This window comes from Rathayibacter sp. AC182 (assembly GCF_979253875.1).
The window spans coordinates 1,931,031-1,944,645 of the sequence record NZ_CEEDEK010000005.1 but is presented as its reverse complement, the minus strand read 5'-3'; the positions used below and the strand labels follow the sequence as shown (position 1 = coordinate 1,944,645).

Sequence of the window (13,615 nt, the reverse complement as noted above, 5' to 3'; positions counted from 1 at the left end):
GGCTCGCGCTCACCCGTTCGACGTCGTCGACCTCGGAATGGCGTGTGAACCCTTTCAGGAACCTAGGTGAGTCGTGTTTCGGGCGCGTGTCGGCGGCCGAAACATGATCGACACACGTCGGAGAGCGGGTCGGGACGACCCCGGTCCCGACTCGAACTGCTCGCGTCAGAAGGGGGGCGGGTCGGTGAAGAGCGGGCGTGCGGGACGGCCAGCGGGGGTCGGGGCGAGGCCGGGTGGTCTCGTGGTGATGCGGCGTCCGGTGGGGGTGGTCCAGTCGGCGGTGCCGTCGGGGTGGAGGACGTAGGTCCAGCGATCGCCGTGGCGGACGTGGTGGTGGGCGACGCAGAGCGAGGCGAGGTTCTCGAGCGCGGTCTCTCCTCCGTGGCGCCACTCGATCGTGTGATCCGCCTCCGTCCGGGCCGCGACGCGGGTGCAGCCGGGGAAGCGGCAGGTCTGATCGCGCAGCTGCAGAGCGAGGCGCATCTGCGGCGGCGGCACCCGGTGCGTGCGCCCGACCGACACCGCCGCGCCCGTCCGCGGATCGGTGAGGACGCGCGTGAACGACGAGGCGACTCCGGCGAGCTCGCGAGCGGCACCCGCGGGCACCAGGCCGTAGCCGTCGAGGACCGCGGGCGCGTCGTCGAGTCCCGCGGCCGTGCTCGCGGCGAGGGTCAGACGCACCTGAGCACGGACCCCGGCACGAACGTCGAGGCCGCCGGCGTGTCACCGGGAGCCGTGCCGGTCACGTCCCCATCGCACAGGAGGTCGGCGAGCGCATCGGCGCGCAGCTGCGCGAGCGTCCGCTCCTCCTCGGCGCCACCGGGTCCATCCCCCTCGCGCAGGCATCTCGCGATGCGGTCGAGGCGTGCGTGCGCGCCGACAGCGACCGGAGCGGGCAGCAGCGCGCAGAGCAGCGCCATGCCGTCCGCCTCCGGGACCACCCACACTGCACGATCCTCCCGAGCCCGCGCGTGCCGGTCGGCGAGCGGCTCGACGTGCAGCTCGTCACGCAGCCGCGCCACCCGGCGCCGCAGCTGCGTGGGCGTCAGCTCGAGCGCCAGCACGCACGCCCGCTCATCGAACACCGCTCGCGACTCCGCTGGAAGGGTGCCCGCGGTCGCGCAGATGATGCGGCCCGCCTCCCACCGCAGTCGTGCCCCCGCGAGCGCCTCGCGCGTGCGCGGCAGATCCTCGATCAGCAGCCGCGCCTCCTCCAGATCCCGCGATACCACCCGCTCCGACACTCCACAGCCGACCGCGAGCTCCGCCCGGACAGAGCGCTCCACCAGATCCGCCGACCCGCCCTGCGGCAGACCCCGCGCGAACGCCTCCGGGCATGACACCGCTGCCTCGTACGCCGCATGCAGCTCGATCGCCGCCGCCAGCAGCACCGGCGACGCCGACCGCGCCAGCTCACCCGCCCGGTCCCCGCGCTCCCGCACCAGCGCGAGCACCTCCACCACTTCTGTTCCCGTCATACGAGCACAGAACCAGCGACCACTGACATTCCCTCGCTTTCAACGGGCAGCCGAGTCACAGCGCGCCAGGAGCCGCGCCATCGACCAGGAACGGGGCCCGCCTCGTTCCCCTACAGGAACAGCGAGAGCACCAGCGTCATCCCGAGCGCCAGCACCGACGCCAGCGACACCCCCACCGTCACGGTCTTGAGCGCACCGCGCACCGACTGGTCGAGGAACGACTGCAGCAGCCAGAACGTGTTCGAGGTGACGTGGATGCAGAACAGCGCGCCGGAGCCCGCGGCGAGCGCGATCAGCAGCGGGTCCAGGCCCAGCGACGCCGCGACCGGCGCGATGACCCCGGCGGCGGTGATCGCCGAGAGGGTGACCGATCCGACGGCGATGTGCAGCACCGCGGCCATGAGCCAGACGAGCAGCAGCGGAGCGAAGGAGGACGCCGAGAAGTAGCCCTTCAGCACGTCGCCCAGATCGCCCTGCGCGATGACGGCGGCGAGGGCCGCCGATCCCGGTGAGGAGGAAGATCTGGCCGCCGTCCTGGAAGCCCTTCACCACGGCCTTCTCGATGCGCTTGGTGCCGACCGCGAGGCGGCCGATCACTCCGGTGGCGATGACGGCGAGCAGCAGGGCGATGATCGGATTGCCGAGGAACTGCATCGCGGGCACCTCCGCGCCGGCCACGCTCAGCACGGCCTGCGACGCGATCAGCAGGAGCGCCACGAGCATGGGCGCGAAGAGCAGCAGGAGAGGGCGCTGGCGCTCCTCGACGGCACCGGGCCGGAGGGCGGCCGGTCCGCGCGGCACCCCGCCGACGGCGGTGCGGACGGTGCCGGTGGCCGGGGCGGCGGAACCGACGGCGCCGGACGCTCCGGCGAGCACGGCCTCCTCGTCGTCGTCGCGCACGACGACCTGCTGATCGCGCTCCGGATCCCGAAGCCGAGCCGGAAGGCCAGCGACATCAGCAGGATCGTGAGCACGACGGTGGGCGCGACGACGGCGAAGCCGCCGAGCATCGCGACCCCGAGGGGGACGCCGAGCAGCCCGGCCAGGGCGACCGCCGCGAAGCCGGGCACCATCATCACGATGCCCATCTCGAGGCCGACCGCGAAGGTGACGCCGATGATGCCGGTACCGGCGGGACCCAGGCGCGGGGCGATCCTCCGGGCCAGCAGGGCGGCGATCACGATCAGAACGTCGACGAAGATCGTCTGCAGGTGACGTGGCGAGCGAGAGTCCGAGCGCGTACGGGATCCCACGGCGCCCGAGGACGCGCATCAGGCCCTCGACGAGGCGGACGATCGCGCCCATCTCGTTGAGCATCGCGCCGATCAGCACGCCCCAGCCGATCAGGATGCCCGCCTCGGCCATCACCTCGCCGAAGCCGGTCGACATGGTCGAGACCGTGTCGACGGGTCCGAGTCCGGTCAGCAGGCCGATCGCGGCGGCGCCCAGCGCGAGCGCGATGACGGGGTTGATGCGGAACCGGACGATCACGACGACGACCACGACGATCACCAGCGCGACGACGCCGAGGGTGTACCACTCGGGCATGACGAGCCTCCTCTTGCCCGCGGCGGCGCGTGCGAACACACACTAGGGCCTGGTGGACACGAGATCGCCGTCGCGAGCACGGTCTGATCGTGCGAGCTGCAAGGAGGAGGCCGAAGGTCGATGCGGGCATCGACCGAGGTCACCGACGCCGCAGATCGTGCGATCAGGCCGGAGCGGAGCACGGGAGATCGTGTCCACCAGACCCGAGGGCTCCGCGGGGATCGGCCGCGCGGGACATGGTGGCGCTCCGATCACGGGAGGCGGGCGCTCCTCCGGGACACTCGTGTACCCCGCGGCGGGACCCGTCGACGTCGTCGGCAGCGAGGCGGGAGCGGCGGCCACCTCGGCGGGGAGCTCCGGATCCCGACGCGGCGGTCCGGCGGCGCGTCAGCGAGGCCGGACCCGCGGCGTCCGCGACCCTCTCTACCGAAAGGGTTCATCGGCACTGTTCCCCGCCGTGCCGGGCGCGTTAACGTGAACACACCCCCGCTCTCCCCGATGGAGGGGACCGCGGACCGGGCCGAGCGTCCGCGCCGACCCCGGGAGCCCCACCCCACCGATCGGAAAGGTCTCGATGATGAGACGACGCTCCTCGGAGCACCCCGCGCCCGCGCGCCGGACCCGCACGCTCCTGCTCTCCACCCTCGCCTGCACGAGCGTCGCCCTCACCGGCGTGCTCGTGCCGACGGCCGCCTCGGCGGTCGACGTCCCCGCGCCGAGCGCCCACTACGACATGTCGCACGCGGGCTCGGCCTCCTCGACATCTCGGGCAGCGGCCGCAACGCGACGCTCACCGGCTTGACCGACGCGTCCTTCGCGGACGCGGGCGGCGACCAGGTCGCCCGGTTCCGCGCCAACGGCTACGCGGCCCTGCCGAAGAACCTCGTCACGGGCACCGACAACGCCTTCGCGGTCGAGTACACCGTGAAGACGCGGACCTCGGCGAACCAGTTCGGCTAGGTCATCGGCGACGGCGTCGGCCCCTGGAACACGACGACGCTGGGCAATCACGTGTTCGTGAACCCGCGCAGCTCCGAGGGCGCCTACAACGCCCAGGTGCTGGCGGGCATGCGGGTGAAGGACACCGGCAACGGCGAGGACGCGGCTCCCGGCCGGCGGCGGGCTGAACCCCGGCTTCACGACCCTCACGATGGTCGGCTCGGGTACGGGCTCGAGCACCACGCTCACGCTCTACCGCGACGGTGCGCAGATCTCGACGGTCACCGCCGCCAAGTCGATGGCGAGCATCATCCCGTCCGGGACCACGCTCGGCTACCTCGGCCGCTCCCTCTACCAGGGCGATGCGCTCTTCACGGGCGACGTCACGGACGTGAAGTTCTGGGACACCTCGCTCACCGCCGAGCAGGTCGCCACGAGCATGCCCACCGCGGAGGCCAAGTCGGCGGCGACGGCGGGGCTGCTGCGCTCCGACCTGCTGCCGGTGGTGCTGAACGGCAACCCGTCGCTCACCGCCGTCTCAGGGAACCTGAACCTCCCCACGACGAGCAACGGCATCGCCCTCAGCTGGGCGTCGACGAACCCCGCGGTCGTCTCGACCACCGGAGTCGTCTCGCGCACGATCACGACCGACACCCCGGTCACCGTGACCGCGACGCCGAGCTCCGGCGGCCCGATCACCTTCGATCTCGTCGTGCTCGCTCCGCGGATCAACGACGACCTCGACGCCATCGTGCTCGCTCCGCGCACCACCGAGAACCTGCCCCTCGTCGTGAAGGGCGCGAAGAACGGCACCGCGATCACCTGGACGTCCTCGGACCCGGCGCTCGTCACTCCGACCACCGCGGGCTACCAGGCGCCGGCCGTCGGCGCGGCCGACCCCTACCAGGGCGGCGGAGTCGTCACCCGGCCCGCCTACGGCAGCGGCGACGCGGCGGTCACCCTGACCGCGAACGCGACGCTGAACGGAGTCTCGGAGTCGCGCACCTTCGCGCATCACGGTGGCCGAGCTGGGCCGCACCGCTCCCGACGCGGGCTACGCCTCGGCAGCACTTCAAGTCCGACGGCGACGAGAAGATCTACCAGGCGGCGACGTCGGGCAACGACTTCTTCACCTTCTCCCCCGTCAACGGCGGCAAGGCCGTGATCACGTCGACGACCGACACCCGCGGACTGCGCGACCCGTTCATCCTCCGCTCGCACAAAGGCGACAAGTACTACATGGTCGCCACCGACCTCTGCATCTCCTGCGGCACGAGCTGGGGCGACGCCCAGTCCAAGGGCAGCCTGAAGATCGAGGTCTGGGAGTCGACCGACCTGGTGCAGTGGACCCGCACCAACGGCGCCGACACCGGCATCACGGTCAACCAGCCCGCGGCCGGCATGACCTGGGCCCCGGAGGCGTACTGGGACGACGCTCTGCAGTCGTACGTCGTCTTCTTCTCGTCGCGGCTCTACTCCGATGCCACGAAGACGAACGGCGACAAGCTCTACTCGCGCGTCTTCTCGGTGATCACGCGCGACTTCCGCACCTTCACGCAGCCGCCGCCACGTGGCAGGACACCGGCTACGCGCGGATCGACTCGACGATCGCCAAGATCGGCGACTACTACTACCGCTTCACCAAGAACGAGGAGGGCGGCGCCGCCGGGGTCCTCGGGCCGGGAAGGACATCTTCCTCGAGAAGTCGACGGTGCTCACCGCCCCCGACGACCGCGTCGAACTGGGCGCCGACCCCACGACGACCTGGCAGCTCACCGACACCAACATGACCCGCCTGGAGACCGGTCAGGAGGGCGAGGGCCCGAGATCGTCAAGCTCAACGCCGGCGGCCCGAACGACACGACGGGTACCGGTGACGGCTACGCGTTCCTCGTCGACAACTACGGCAGCGGCGGCCTACCAAGGCCTTCGTGACCTCGGGCGCGGCGATCGCCGGCAGCTCGCAGGCCTCGCGCCTGTCGAAGTCGGCCGACTGGAACGTCTCGACGAAGGCGGCCTGCCGGCCAGCCCGCGCCACGGCGCGTTCGTCAGCGTCCCGCAGACGGTGCTCACCGCGATGAAGGAGTGGGCGCCCGTCAAGGCCGTCGGCTCGACCACGACGCTCGCCGTCGAGGGCCGGACCGCGACCGCGACCGTGACGGCCGCCGACTCCGGCGACGTGGCGGGCTCGGTCACCTTCCGCGGCGGCAGCTGGAGCCAGACCGTGCGCCTGAGCGGCGGCACCGCCACGGCGACGGTCCCGGCCGGAGTCACGGGCGTCACCGCCTCGCACGACGGCTACACCGACGCCCTGGTCGCCCTCGACCTCGGCCGCGGTGAGCCTGGACACGCTGGAGCTCGCTCCGACGGCGTCGACGCGCTGCATCGCCGGCAAGGTCGTGCTCACGGTGACGGTGCGGAACACCGACACCGCTCCGGCCGCCGTGCAGGTCGAGGCCGCCTACGGGTCGAAGTCGTTCGCGTCGGTCGCCCCCGGCGCCTCCGCCTCGGCCGCCTTCACCACGCGCCTGCGCTCGGTCCCCGCGGGGACGGCCACCGTCACGGGCACCGCGGTCGACCAGCCCGCGTTCTCCGGGTCGGCGCCGTACGCGGCGGCCGCCTGCTGACCCGCCGCTGACCGACGACGGCGCCCCTTCCTCCCCGCGGAGGGAGGGGCGCCGTCGTGCGCTCAGTCCTCGGGCAGCTCGGCGTAGGCGCGCTTGACGCCGTTGTACCAGTCGAGCGCCTTCTTGGGCCGCATCCAGCGGCCCTTCATCGCCTCGCGCGCCTCGCGGTGCGACTCGTCGCCCGCCTTCACCGCGTCCTTCAAGTGGCGGTCCTGGGCGTTGATGATCTCGTCGGCGGTGGCTCCGCGGTGCTCGAGGGCGCACGGCCCGCCGAGGTCGCGGCACGTCATGGTCTTCACGGTGTCCTCCTCCTTGCCGTCGCGCTGCGCGGCGGCTCCTGCTACTCCGACGGGCGGGGGCCCTCGGATGTGACCGCCGGCGTGTCGCGGGGCCGGCGCACGACGCCCGCCAGGGACGCGGGAGCGGCGCGGAACACGATCGACTCGACCCGGCCGTCCACGACCTCGAAGTCGAAGAGCACCCGGGCCTCGCCGAGGTGGAACCAGGCGAACCCCGGCCGTCCGGCGGTGAGCACCGGGAGCGCGGCGTGCGCGCTGCCGTCGAAGAACGCGGCGACGGCCTCGCGCCCGTCGATCCGCTCGGGGGTGCCCGCCGCGATCGCGGAGGCGTCGGCGCGGACCGTCGCGCCGGGGGCGAGCAGCGCGAGGAGCCGGGCCAGGTCGCCGCCCCGCGCCGCCGCCATGAACGCGTCGACGACGCTCCGATCGGACACCGGCCCGTCCTGCCCGGCGCTCGCGACCTTCTCGCGCGCCCTCGAGGCGAGCTTGCGCGCGGCGGCCGGCGAGCGGTCGAGGATCCCGCCGATCGTGTCGAAGGAGTAGCCGAAGGACTCGTGCAGCACGAGCGCGACCCGCTCGTTCGGGGCGAGCCGGTCGACGACGACGTGCAGCGCCCGCCCCACCGCCTCGCTCCGCTCCACGGAGTCGGCGGGATCGACACCGGACGCGGGGGCGTCCTCTCGGGCCTCGATGGGTTCGGGGATGCGGGCGCGGAGCCGGTCGAGGCAGAGCCGCGTGGTCACCGTGGTCAGCCAGGCGGCGGGGTTCTCGAGCACGGCGTCGCTGCCGTGCAGTCGCAGCCAGGCCAGCTGGACGATGTCCTCGGCCTCGTGCCGGTCGCCGAGCAGCCGTGAGGCGAGCCCGGTCAGCCGGCCGCGCTCCGCCTCGAACACCCCGGTCCCGTCCACGCGCCCACCCTACGGCCGGGAGGGCGCGCGCGGCCCTTGCCCGACCGACGGCCGGTGTGGGACGGTCTCCCCGTCCGCCGGGCAACGGCGGCCCTGAGCGGAGGAGCGGCCCGTGGGACTCGTGCGCATCGACCTGTTCGCGTCACTCGACGGCATCGCCCAGTCGCCGGGCGGACCGGACGAGGATCAGCAGGGCGGCTTCGCGTTCGGCGGCTGGCAGGCGCCGCTCCTCGACGAGGTCGCCGGCGCCTGGGTGCAGTCCGGCGTGGAGGGGATGGACGCGCTGCTGCTGGGCCGCCGGACCTACGAGATCTTCGCCGACTACTGGCCGCGGCACGGCGACCCCGGCATCGGCCGGCTGCTGAACTCGATCCCCAAGTACGTCGCGTCCCGTCGAGGCGTGCCCCTGCCGTGGGAGCGGTCGACCCTGCTCGGACCCGACCTGGCGGCGGCGGTGCACGAGCTGCGGACGCGCCACGAGCGGATCCACGTGATCGGCAGCCTCGACCTGGTGCAGACCCTGCTCGCCGAGCGCCTCGCCGACGAGCTGACGCTGTGGCTCCATCCGATCGTGCTCGGCGCGGGCAAGCGGGTCTTCGAGGGCGGTGCGGCCCCGCGATGCTGGAACTCCTCGAACCGGCGGCCACCTCGCCCCGCGGGGTCGTGCAGCTGCGCTACCGGATCCTCGGGTCCGAGCCGCCGGTGGGGGACATGACGGTCTGAGGTCCGCTCAGGTGAGGGTCGTGTAGATCTTCGCGATCCGTCCGTCGACGACGAGGCAGATGTCGAGCCCGGACACGACCGGAGGCGCTCCCTCGGGACCGAAGTTCCAGGCGAGGTGGCCGAGGTCGTGGTTCTCGTACACGGGGCCGACGGCCGAGAAGACGAAGCCGGGGGCGTCGTCGAGCAGGCGCTGCGCCTTCGCGTGCAGGGCGTCGTGGCCGACGACCACCTCCTCGGGATCGAGGAACTCGACGTCGGGTGTGTAGGTGCGTGTGATCGCGGCGCGGCGCTTCTCGGAGTCGCGCTCGCCGAACACCTCGAAGAGGTTGGCGTGCATCAGGGTGTCCAGGGGCATGGTTCTCCTTCGGTGGTGGTGGGGCGTGTCACGGCGACGACGGCGAGCGGTCGGTCCAGTCGATGACGAGGCGGCGCACCGCGATCCTCCAGCGGCCGTCGATCCGCTCGAAGCGGTCGAGGTAGCGGATCGACATGGTCACCAGGTACCGCTGCCCGGCGTCGTGCAGCAGGTGGAGCGCGAGGCAGTACGTCTCGCCCTCGGCGACGTCGGCGGTGGCGAAGCGGATCGAGGACTGCCCGTTCAGGTAGGTGGTCGCCTCGTACTGCGCGATCAGGCCCTCGAAGGTCCGCACGAGTGCGTCCCGTCCGCGGATCGTGTCGAGCGGCTCCGTCGCCTCCGGGTCGCCGGCGACGACGAGCACCTCGCCGTCGTCGGCGAACACCGACGCCTCCAGCGCCGCATCCCGGCGGTCGGCCCCGCGCGCGTAGGTGTCGACGAGCTCGCGGATCGCGACGCGGTCGATCAGGGTCGCGAGAGTCTCGTCCACAGCGCTCCTCGGGTCGGTGCGCTCAGAATAGGTGAAGCTTCACGCGGAAGGGAAGAGGCGTCGGGGGTGGTCCACCGGTCGCGGAAGGTGCCGTGCTCGATCAGCCGGTCGTAGACGGCGTCGAGCGACTCGCGCATCGCCGCCATCCGCTCCGGGTCGAGCGCGTCGAGGAACGCGCGGCGCACGAAGTCGATGTGGCCGGGCCCGGCCTCCCGCAGCACCGTGCGGCCGACCTCGGTGAGTACGACCTCGGTGCTGCGCAGATCGCGGGGCGCGGGCCGCGTCTCGACGAGCTCGCGCTCGCGCAGGCCCCGGAGCCGGTGCGAGACCCGGCTGCGCTCCCATCCGATCCTCGCGGCGAGGTCCGCGACGCTCATCCGACCGTCGGGTTCGCTCGTCAGCGCGACGAGCACGTCGTAGTCGGCCAGGGACAGCCCGGTCGCCGTGCGGAGGCTGGTGGTTGAGCTCGTAGCGCAGGCGCAGGTGCACCTTCATGTAGGAGTACCAGACGGCCGCCTCCTCGTCGCCGAGGAGCGCGAACGGCGACTCGGACGGGACCTCGCGGGGCTCGCTCACGATTCCTCCTCCTGCAGCCCGTGACGGCAGGGCGCTCCGACGCTACCGCCCGCGCCGCGTCAGCGGATGGTGTGCGCGGTGATGACGGCAGCGGCGCGCCAGCTCCTCGGCCATGTCCTCCTCGCCCAGGCGCGGCGAGGCGCGCAGCACCTCGGCGCTCACGGCGTCGTAGCGCTCCTCGACGCGGGACAGCAGCGCGGCGCCGGAGTCGGTGAGCCCGAGCAGGACGCTGCGCCGGTCGCGCGGATTCGGGAGCCGGTCGACGTGCCCGGAGGCGGCGAGCCGGTCGAGCAGGGCCGTCACGGCGCCGGTGGTGAGGCCGAGCTCGAGGCCGAGCATCTTGGGGGTGAGACCGGTCAGGTCGGAGATGGTCTCGAGGGCCGTCAGCTCCGAGAGCCCCACGCCGACCTCGGACGCGATGCTGCTGCGCAGCTGCCGCTGCGCGGTCTCGAGCAGACGGAGCGCGTGGCGCAGGTGCGCCACCGAGGTGATGCCGGCCTCGCCGTCGGGCGGGGTGGGGGTCGGAGTCATGCGGAGCCTTCTCGAGCGGGGAGGGACACCTCGAGGGCGGCGTCCCACTAACAGGGGGTAAAAGTCTAATTGAAAAGTATCTTTATCGCGGAGTAGCTTAATCATCAAGCAATCAGCAGCACCGAGACGAACTGCCCGGCAGTTCACCTTCTACCCGATCAGGAGTCCTGTCATGTCGAACCACACCGCCACCACCAAGACCAAGCGCGTTCGTTTCGCCCCGCTGGTGATCGCGACCAGCGTCGCCGCCGCCGCACTGCTCTCCGTCTCGATGTCCGGAACCCTGTCCGGCTTCGTCGCCAGCATCACCAACTCGAACAACACCGCCGCCTCCGGCTCCCTCATCATGGAGGAGAAGTCGACCGGCACGACCCCGTCACCTGCCTCAGCACCGACGGCGGCTCCATCAGCACCAACACCGCGACCTGCTCGACCATCAACAAGTTCGGCGGCTCGACCACGATGGTCCCCGGCCAGACCGTCAGCACCTCGATCACGATCAAGAACGCCGGCACCGTCGCGGCGAACACCTTCACCCTGACCCCCGGCTCCGCCTGCACGCAGGGCGCCAACGGCAGCCCGGCCGGCACCGCCACCGACTTCTGCGCCAAGGTGAACGTCCTCATCACCTCCGGCAGCACCACCGTCTACAACGGCACCGCCGCCGCCCTCGCCGGCACCGCCGCCAAGTCGCTCGCCACCGCCCCCGTCGCCGCAGGCACCAGCACCCCCTTCACCATCGCCGTCACCCTCGACAACTCCGCCGGCAACACCTACCAGAACCTCTCCGCCTCGCTCCCCCTCACCTGGACCTTCGCGAGCTAGTCCCCGGCGCACCCACCCCCTGAAACACCCGCACCACCCCCACAACACCCGCACCACCCCGGCTTCCCCGCCACTCCCCCCACCCGAATCGCGGAACCGCCCCTCCGGTCCCGCACGCACCACCCCGAGCGGAACCGCACCCGAAGCGGCCCCGCACCGCACCACCCGATGAGCGGGGCCGCACCCGAGGCGGCCCCGCTCTCGACACCGTCGAGGAGGCGGAGGACATGACGCTCACGGACACCCCCGCCGCCGCCGCTCCCGCCGCCACCCCCGCACCGCGCTCCCCCAGGCGCCTGCGGACCGCGCTGATCTGGACCGCCTCCGTCCTCCTCCTCGGCGTCGTCGCCCTCGGCCTCCTCTTCCAGGCCTCCGGCGGCCGCTGGTTCATCGTGCAGACCCCGTCGATGGGCACCTTCGCGCCGGTCGGCACGCTCGTCCTCACCACTCCCACCGCGATCCAGGACGTCCGCGTCGGCGACGTCGTCAGCTTCCACCCCTCCACCACGCCCGACGAGACCTACACCCACCGCGTGGTCGAGATCGCCCCCGAGGGCACCCTCGTCACCCAGGGCGACATCAACGGAGCCGTCGACCCGTGGGCCACCGGCCAGGAGCAGCTGATCGGAGTCGTCACCACGTCGCTCCCCGGCGTCGGCTGGCTCGCCAAGGCGCTCCCCCTCCTGCTCGCCGGCGCCGTCCTGGTGCAGCTGCTCACCCGCCTGCTGCCCTCGCCCACCCACCCGCGCGGCGATGCGGATCCTGGGCCTCTCGCTGGTCGCCTCGATCACCGTCTTCCTCCTGCGCCCCTTCGTCGGCCTGGTGGTCCTCGAGGCCACCGTCTCGAACGGGTTCACCGACGCCGTGCTGGTGTCGACCGGACTGCTGCCCATCCGCGTCAGCGCCGAGGGCGCCGCCCCGGCGGACCTGGTCTCGGGCGAGGTCGGACGGCTGAAGGTCCCCGCGAACGAGCAGGACTGGTACAGCGTCTCCTCCGCTCTGCACCTGCCCGTCTGGGGCTGGATCGTGTTCGCGCTGCTGTGCGCCCTGCCCCTGATCTACACGTTCGCGATCGGGCTGCCCGCCGCGACCGAGCACACCGAGCACGGCCGCCGCGCCGCCGCGAAGGAGGCGACCCGATGAGCCGTCACCGCGTCGTGCGGGTCCCGCTCCTCGCGCGCCTCCGCTCCGCTCTCGCGCAGCCGCGGAAGGCCCTCGCGGCCGTCGCCGTGGCCGCCCTCGCCGGCGGACTGCTGCTGACGCCCGCCACCTCGGGCGCCTACACCGCCGCCATCACGAACTCGAACAACACCGTCGGCAGCGCCGCCGCTTTCTTCACCTGCGACGCGGCCTACGCCGCCGACAGGACCGCCGCGCTCTTCTCCTACACACTCGCGCAGGCCTCCAACTCGCGCACCGCCGCCGACACCGACTCGGGCAGGTACCCCGGCACCTACCAGGGCGTGATGACGAGCTCGTCCACGACACCGAAGGCGTGCCCCCGCGACGCGGGCGGATCCTGGCTGCTCAACGGCACGACGAACCACCTCACCAACACGCTCGAGCTGAGGAACCCCACGACCTTCAGCACAGAGATCTGGTTCAAGACCACCGTCGCCGGCGGCAAGCTCTTCTCCTTCGGCGCCGGCGCCTCCGCAGGCGGCGGCCAATACGACCGCCACACCTACATCGGGCGCGACGGGAAGCTCGTCTTCGGCATCTACAACTTCGGCGTCGAAGCCCTGACGAGCCCGACCGCCGTGAACGACGGCAACTGGCACCACGTCGTCTCGACCCTCTCGCCGACCACCGGCATGACCCTCTACCTCGACGGGCAGCGGGTCGCCTCCAACGCCGCCTACCGAAGCCCCGAGAACACCACCGGCTACTGGCGGATCGGCTACGACACCCTCGGCGGCTCCCTGGCCCAACGTCGGCCCGGCCTACTTCAGCGGCAGCCTCCGCTACGCCGCGGTCTACTCCACCGCCCTCACTCAGGCGCAGGTGCAGAACCACTACAGCGCCGGACGCGCGACCTAGCGTCGGGCGAGGACGGCGGAACCGTCCGCCGCCGGGATCAGGACAGGCCGACGCCGATCAGCGGAGGCAGGATCAGCGCGGACAGCTGCACGATCACTCCGTTCGCGCCGGCGCCCAGGGCGATCGCGGCCAGCGTCTTCGGGGCTCCCCGGCGCGAGACGGCCACGACGCCCAGGATCGTGGTCAGCGCCGCGAGGATCAGCTGCGCGATCCCGATGACGATGAAGACAGCCCCGATCTCGGTGGTGTCCAGCCCGCCGCGGTAGGCGAGCACCG

19 protein-coding genes are annotated in these 13,615 nt (G+C 72.3%); 10 read left to right on the top strand and 9 right to left on the bottom strand.

All coding sequences use genetic code 11. The annotated features are described in order from the left end of the window. Positions 1 to 165: 165 nt before the first annotated feature. The 3 genes from AC0CII_RS22285 to AC0CII_RS22275 all read right to left on the bottom strand — a co-directional run bounded on the left by AC0CII_RS22285 (position 166) and on the right by AC0CII_RS22275 (position 3,026). The gene (locus AC0CII_RS22285; protein ID WP_465230670.1) at positions 166 to 681 is read right to left on the bottom strand and encodes an HNH endonuclease signature motif containing protein; all 516 of its coding nucleotides are present in this window, start codon (positions 679 to 681) and stop codon (positions 166 to 168) included. Beyond that, positions 672 to 1,454 carry a DUF222 domain-containing protein gene (locus AC0CII_RS22280; RefSeq protein ID WP_465230669.1) on the bottom strand — a complete coding sequence of 261 codons (783 nt, stop codon included), beginning with the start codon at positions 1,452 to 1,454 and terminating at the stop codon, positions 672 to 674. The genes AC0CII_RS22285 and AC0CII_RS22280 overlap by 10 nt, the downstream gene beginning before the upstream one ends. A 63-nt stretch (positions 1,455 to 1,517) precedes the next feature. Further along, positions 1,518 to 3,026 carry a GntT/GntP/DsdX family permease gene (locus tag AC0CII_RS22275; RefSeq protein ID WP_465230668.1) on the bottom strand — a complete coding sequence of 503 codons (1,509 nt, stop codon included), beginning with the start codon at positions 3,024 to 3,026 and terminating at the stop codon, positions 1,518 to 1,520. 474 nt (positions 3,027 to 3,500) lie between these two features. On the opposite strand from AC0CII_RS22275, the gene AC0CII_RS22270 reads away from it, so the two are divergent. The 5 genes from AC0CII_RS22270 to AC0CII_RS22250 all read left to right on the top strand — a co-directional run bounded on the left by AC0CII_RS22270 (position 3,501) and on the right by AC0CII_RS22250 (position 6,603). Next, the gene (locus tag AC0CII_RS22270) at positions 3,501 to 3,986 is read left to right on the top strand and encodes a hypothetical protein (RefSeq protein ID WP_465230667.1); all 486 of its coding nucleotides are present in this window, start codon (positions 3,501 to 3,503) and stop codon (positions 3,984 to 3,986) included. A gap of 190 nt (positions 3,987 to 4,176) precedes the next feature. After that, a complete protein-coding gene (locus tag AC0CII_RS22265) occupies positions 4,177 to 5,130 on the top strand; it encodes an immunoglobulin-like domain-containing protein (protein WP_465230666.1) in 954 nt (317 codons plus the stop codon). Then, positions 5,127 to 5,900 (top strand): glycoside hydrolase family protein, encoded by a 774-nt coding sequence (locus tag AC0CII_RS22260; RefSeq protein ID WP_465230665.1) that lies wholly within the window; start codon positions 5,127 to 5,129, stop codon positions 5,898 to 5,900. Before AC0CII_RS22265 ends, AC0CII_RS22260 begins: the two co-directional genes overlap by 4 nt. Further along, complete coding sequence (locus tag AC0CII_RS22255) at positions 5,897 to 6,046, top strand: hypothetical protein (protein ID WP_465230664.1); 150 nt, start codon at positions 5,897 to 5,899, stop codon at positions 6,044 to 6,046. Before AC0CII_RS22260 ends, AC0CII_RS22255 begins: the two co-directional genes overlap by 4 nt. Then, on the top strand, positions 6,031 to 6,603 hold the full coding sequence (locus AC0CII_RS22250) for a hypothetical protein (protein ID WP_465230663.1): 573 nt from the start codon (positions 6,031 to 6,033) through the stop codon (positions 6,601 to 6,603). The genes AC0CII_RS22255 and AC0CII_RS22250 overlap by 16 nt, the downstream gene beginning before the upstream one ends. Before the next feature lie 51 nt (positions 6,604 to 6,654). On the opposite strand, the gene AC0CII_RS22245 is transcribed toward AC0CII_RS22250, so the two are convergent. Both AC0CII_RS22245 and AC0CII_RS22240 read right to left on the bottom strand, forming a co-directional pair. Further along, positions 6,655 to 6,882 (bottom strand): hypothetical protein, encoded by a 228-nt coding sequence (locus AC0CII_RS22245; RefSeq protein ID WP_242683518.1) that lies wholly within the window; start codon positions 6,880 to 6,882, stop codon positions 6,655 to 6,657. Between the two features lie 50 nt (positions 6,883 to 6,932). Next, positions 6,933 to 7,799 carry a sigma-70 family RNA polymerase sigma factor gene (locus tag AC0CII_RS22240; RefSeq protein WP_465226421.1) on the bottom strand — a complete coding sequence of 289 codons (867 nt, stop codon included), beginning with the start codon at positions 7,797 to 7,799 and terminating at the stop codon, positions 6,933 to 6,935. Between the two features lie 112 nt (positions 7,800 to 7,911). Between AC0CII_RS22240 and AC0CII_RS22235 the strand changes: the two genes are divergently transcribed. After that, positions 7,912 to 8,514, top strand: a complete 603-nt coding sequence (locus AC0CII_RS22235; RefSeq protein WP_465230662.1) for a dihydrofolate reductase family protein — start codon at positions 7,912 to 7,914, stop codon at positions 8,512 to 8,514. A 15-nt stretch (positions 8,515 to 8,529) separates the two neighbouring features. On the opposite strand, the gene AC0CII_RS22230 is transcribed toward AC0CII_RS22235, so the two are convergent. From AC0CII_RS22230 to AC0CII_RS22220, 3 genes are read right to left on the bottom strand one after another with little or no spacing between them, the layout of a single operon-like run. Then, positions 8,530 to 8,877: a nuclear transport factor 2 family protein gene (locus AC0CII_RS22230; protein WP_465226423.1), complete on the bottom strand. Its 348-nt coding sequence runs from the start codon at positions 8,875 to 8,877 to the stop codon at positions 8,530 to 8,532. Positions 8,878 to 8,905: 28 nt separating this feature from the next. Next, positions 8,906 to 9,367, bottom strand: a complete 462-nt coding sequence (locus AC0CII_RS22225; protein ID WP_465226424.1) for a nuclear transport factor 2 family protein — start codon at positions 9,365 to 9,367, stop codon at positions 8,906 to 8,908. Further along, positions 9,343 to 9,744: a MarR family winged helix-turn-helix transcriptional regulator gene (locus AC0CII_RS22220; protein WP_465230661.1), complete on the bottom strand. Its 402-nt coding sequence runs from the start codon at positions 9,742 to 9,744 to the stop codon at positions 9,343 to 9,345. Before AC0CII_RS22220 ends, AC0CII_RS22225 begins: the two co-directional genes overlap by 25 nt. Positions 9,745 to 9,823: 79 nt before the next feature. Between AC0CII_RS22220 and AC0CII_RS22215 the strand changes: the two genes are divergently transcribed. After that, positions 9,824 to 9,967 (top strand): hypothetical protein, encoded by a 144-nt coding sequence (locus tag AC0CII_RS22215; RefSeq protein ID WP_465230660.1) that lies wholly within the window; start codon positions 9,824 to 9,826, stop codon positions 9,965 to 9,967. A gap of 18 nt (positions 9,968 to 9,985) precedes the next feature. Here AC0CII_RS22215 and AC0CII_RS22210 read toward each other — a convergent pair whose 3' ends face one another. After that, entirely contained in the window at positions 9,986 to 10,474 is a 489-nt protein-coding gene (locus AC0CII_RS22210) for a MarR family winged helix-turn-helix transcriptional regulator (protein ID WP_465230659.1), read from the bottom strand. Positions 10,475 to 10,700: 226 nt separating this feature from the next. On the opposite strand from AC0CII_RS22210, the gene AC0CII_RS22205 reads away from it, so the two are divergent. The 3 genes from AC0CII_RS22205 to AC0CII_RS22195 all read left to right on the top strand — a co-directional run bounded on the left by AC0CII_RS22205 (position 10,701) and on the right by AC0CII_RS22195 (position 13,605). Then, positions 10,701 to 11,015 (top strand): hypothetical protein, encoded by a 315-nt coding sequence (locus AC0CII_RS22205; RefSeq protein ID WP_465230658.1) that lies wholly within the window; start codon positions 10,701 to 10,703, stop codon positions 11,013 to 11,015. Beyond that, positions 10,937 to 11,299, top strand: a complete 363-nt coding sequence (locus AC0CII_RS22200) for a hypothetical protein (protein WP_465230657.1) — start codon at positions 10,937 to 10,939, stop codon at positions 11,297 to 11,299. The genes AC0CII_RS22205 and AC0CII_RS22200 overlap by 79 nt, the downstream gene beginning before the upstream one ends. Positions 11,300 to 11,526: 227 nt before the next feature. After that, complete coding sequence (locus tag AC0CII_RS22195; RefSeq protein WP_465230656.1) at positions 11,527 to 13,605, top strand: signal peptidase I; 2,079 nt, start codon at positions 11,527 to 11,529, stop codon at positions 13,603 to 13,605. The last annotated feature ends 10 nt before the right edge of the window (positions 13,606 to 13,615 follow it).

Bases quoted from the DNA above. Each gene is read 5' to 3' on its own strand.
- AC0CII_RS22230 (WP_465226423.1), bottom strand. From the start codon at position 8,877: ATGCCCCTGGACACCCTGATGCACGCCAACCTCTTCGAGGTGTTCGGC.
- AC0CII_RS22275 (WP_465230668.1), bottom strand. From the start codon at position 3,026: ATGCCCGAGTGGTACACCCTCGGCGTCGTCGCGCTGGTGATCGTCGTG.
- AC0CII_RS22200 (WP_465230657.1), top strand. From the start codon at position 10,937: ATGGTCCCCGGCCAGACCGTCAGCACCTCGATCACGATCAAGAACGCC.
- AC0CII_RS22245 (WP_242683518.1), bottom strand. From the start codon at position 6,882: ATGACGTGCCGCGACCTCGGCGGGCCGTGCGCCCTCGAGCACCGCGGA.
- AC0CII_RS22220 (WP_465230661.1), bottom strand. From the start codon at position 9,744: ATGAGCGTCGCGGACCTCGCCGCGAGGATCGGATGGGAGCGCAGCCGG.
- AC0CII_RS22265 (WP_465230666.1), top strand. From the start codon at position 4,177: ATGGTCGGCTCGGGTACGGGCTCGAGCACCACGCTCACGCTCTACCGC.
- AC0CII_RS22195 (WP_465230656.1), top strand. From the start codon at position 11,527: ATGACGCTCACGGACACCCCCGCCGCCGCCGCTCCCGCCGCCACCCCC.
- AC0CII_RS22210 (WP_465230659.1), bottom strand. From the start codon at position 10,474: ATGACTCCGACCCCCACCCCGCCCGACGGCGAGGCCGGCATCACCTCG.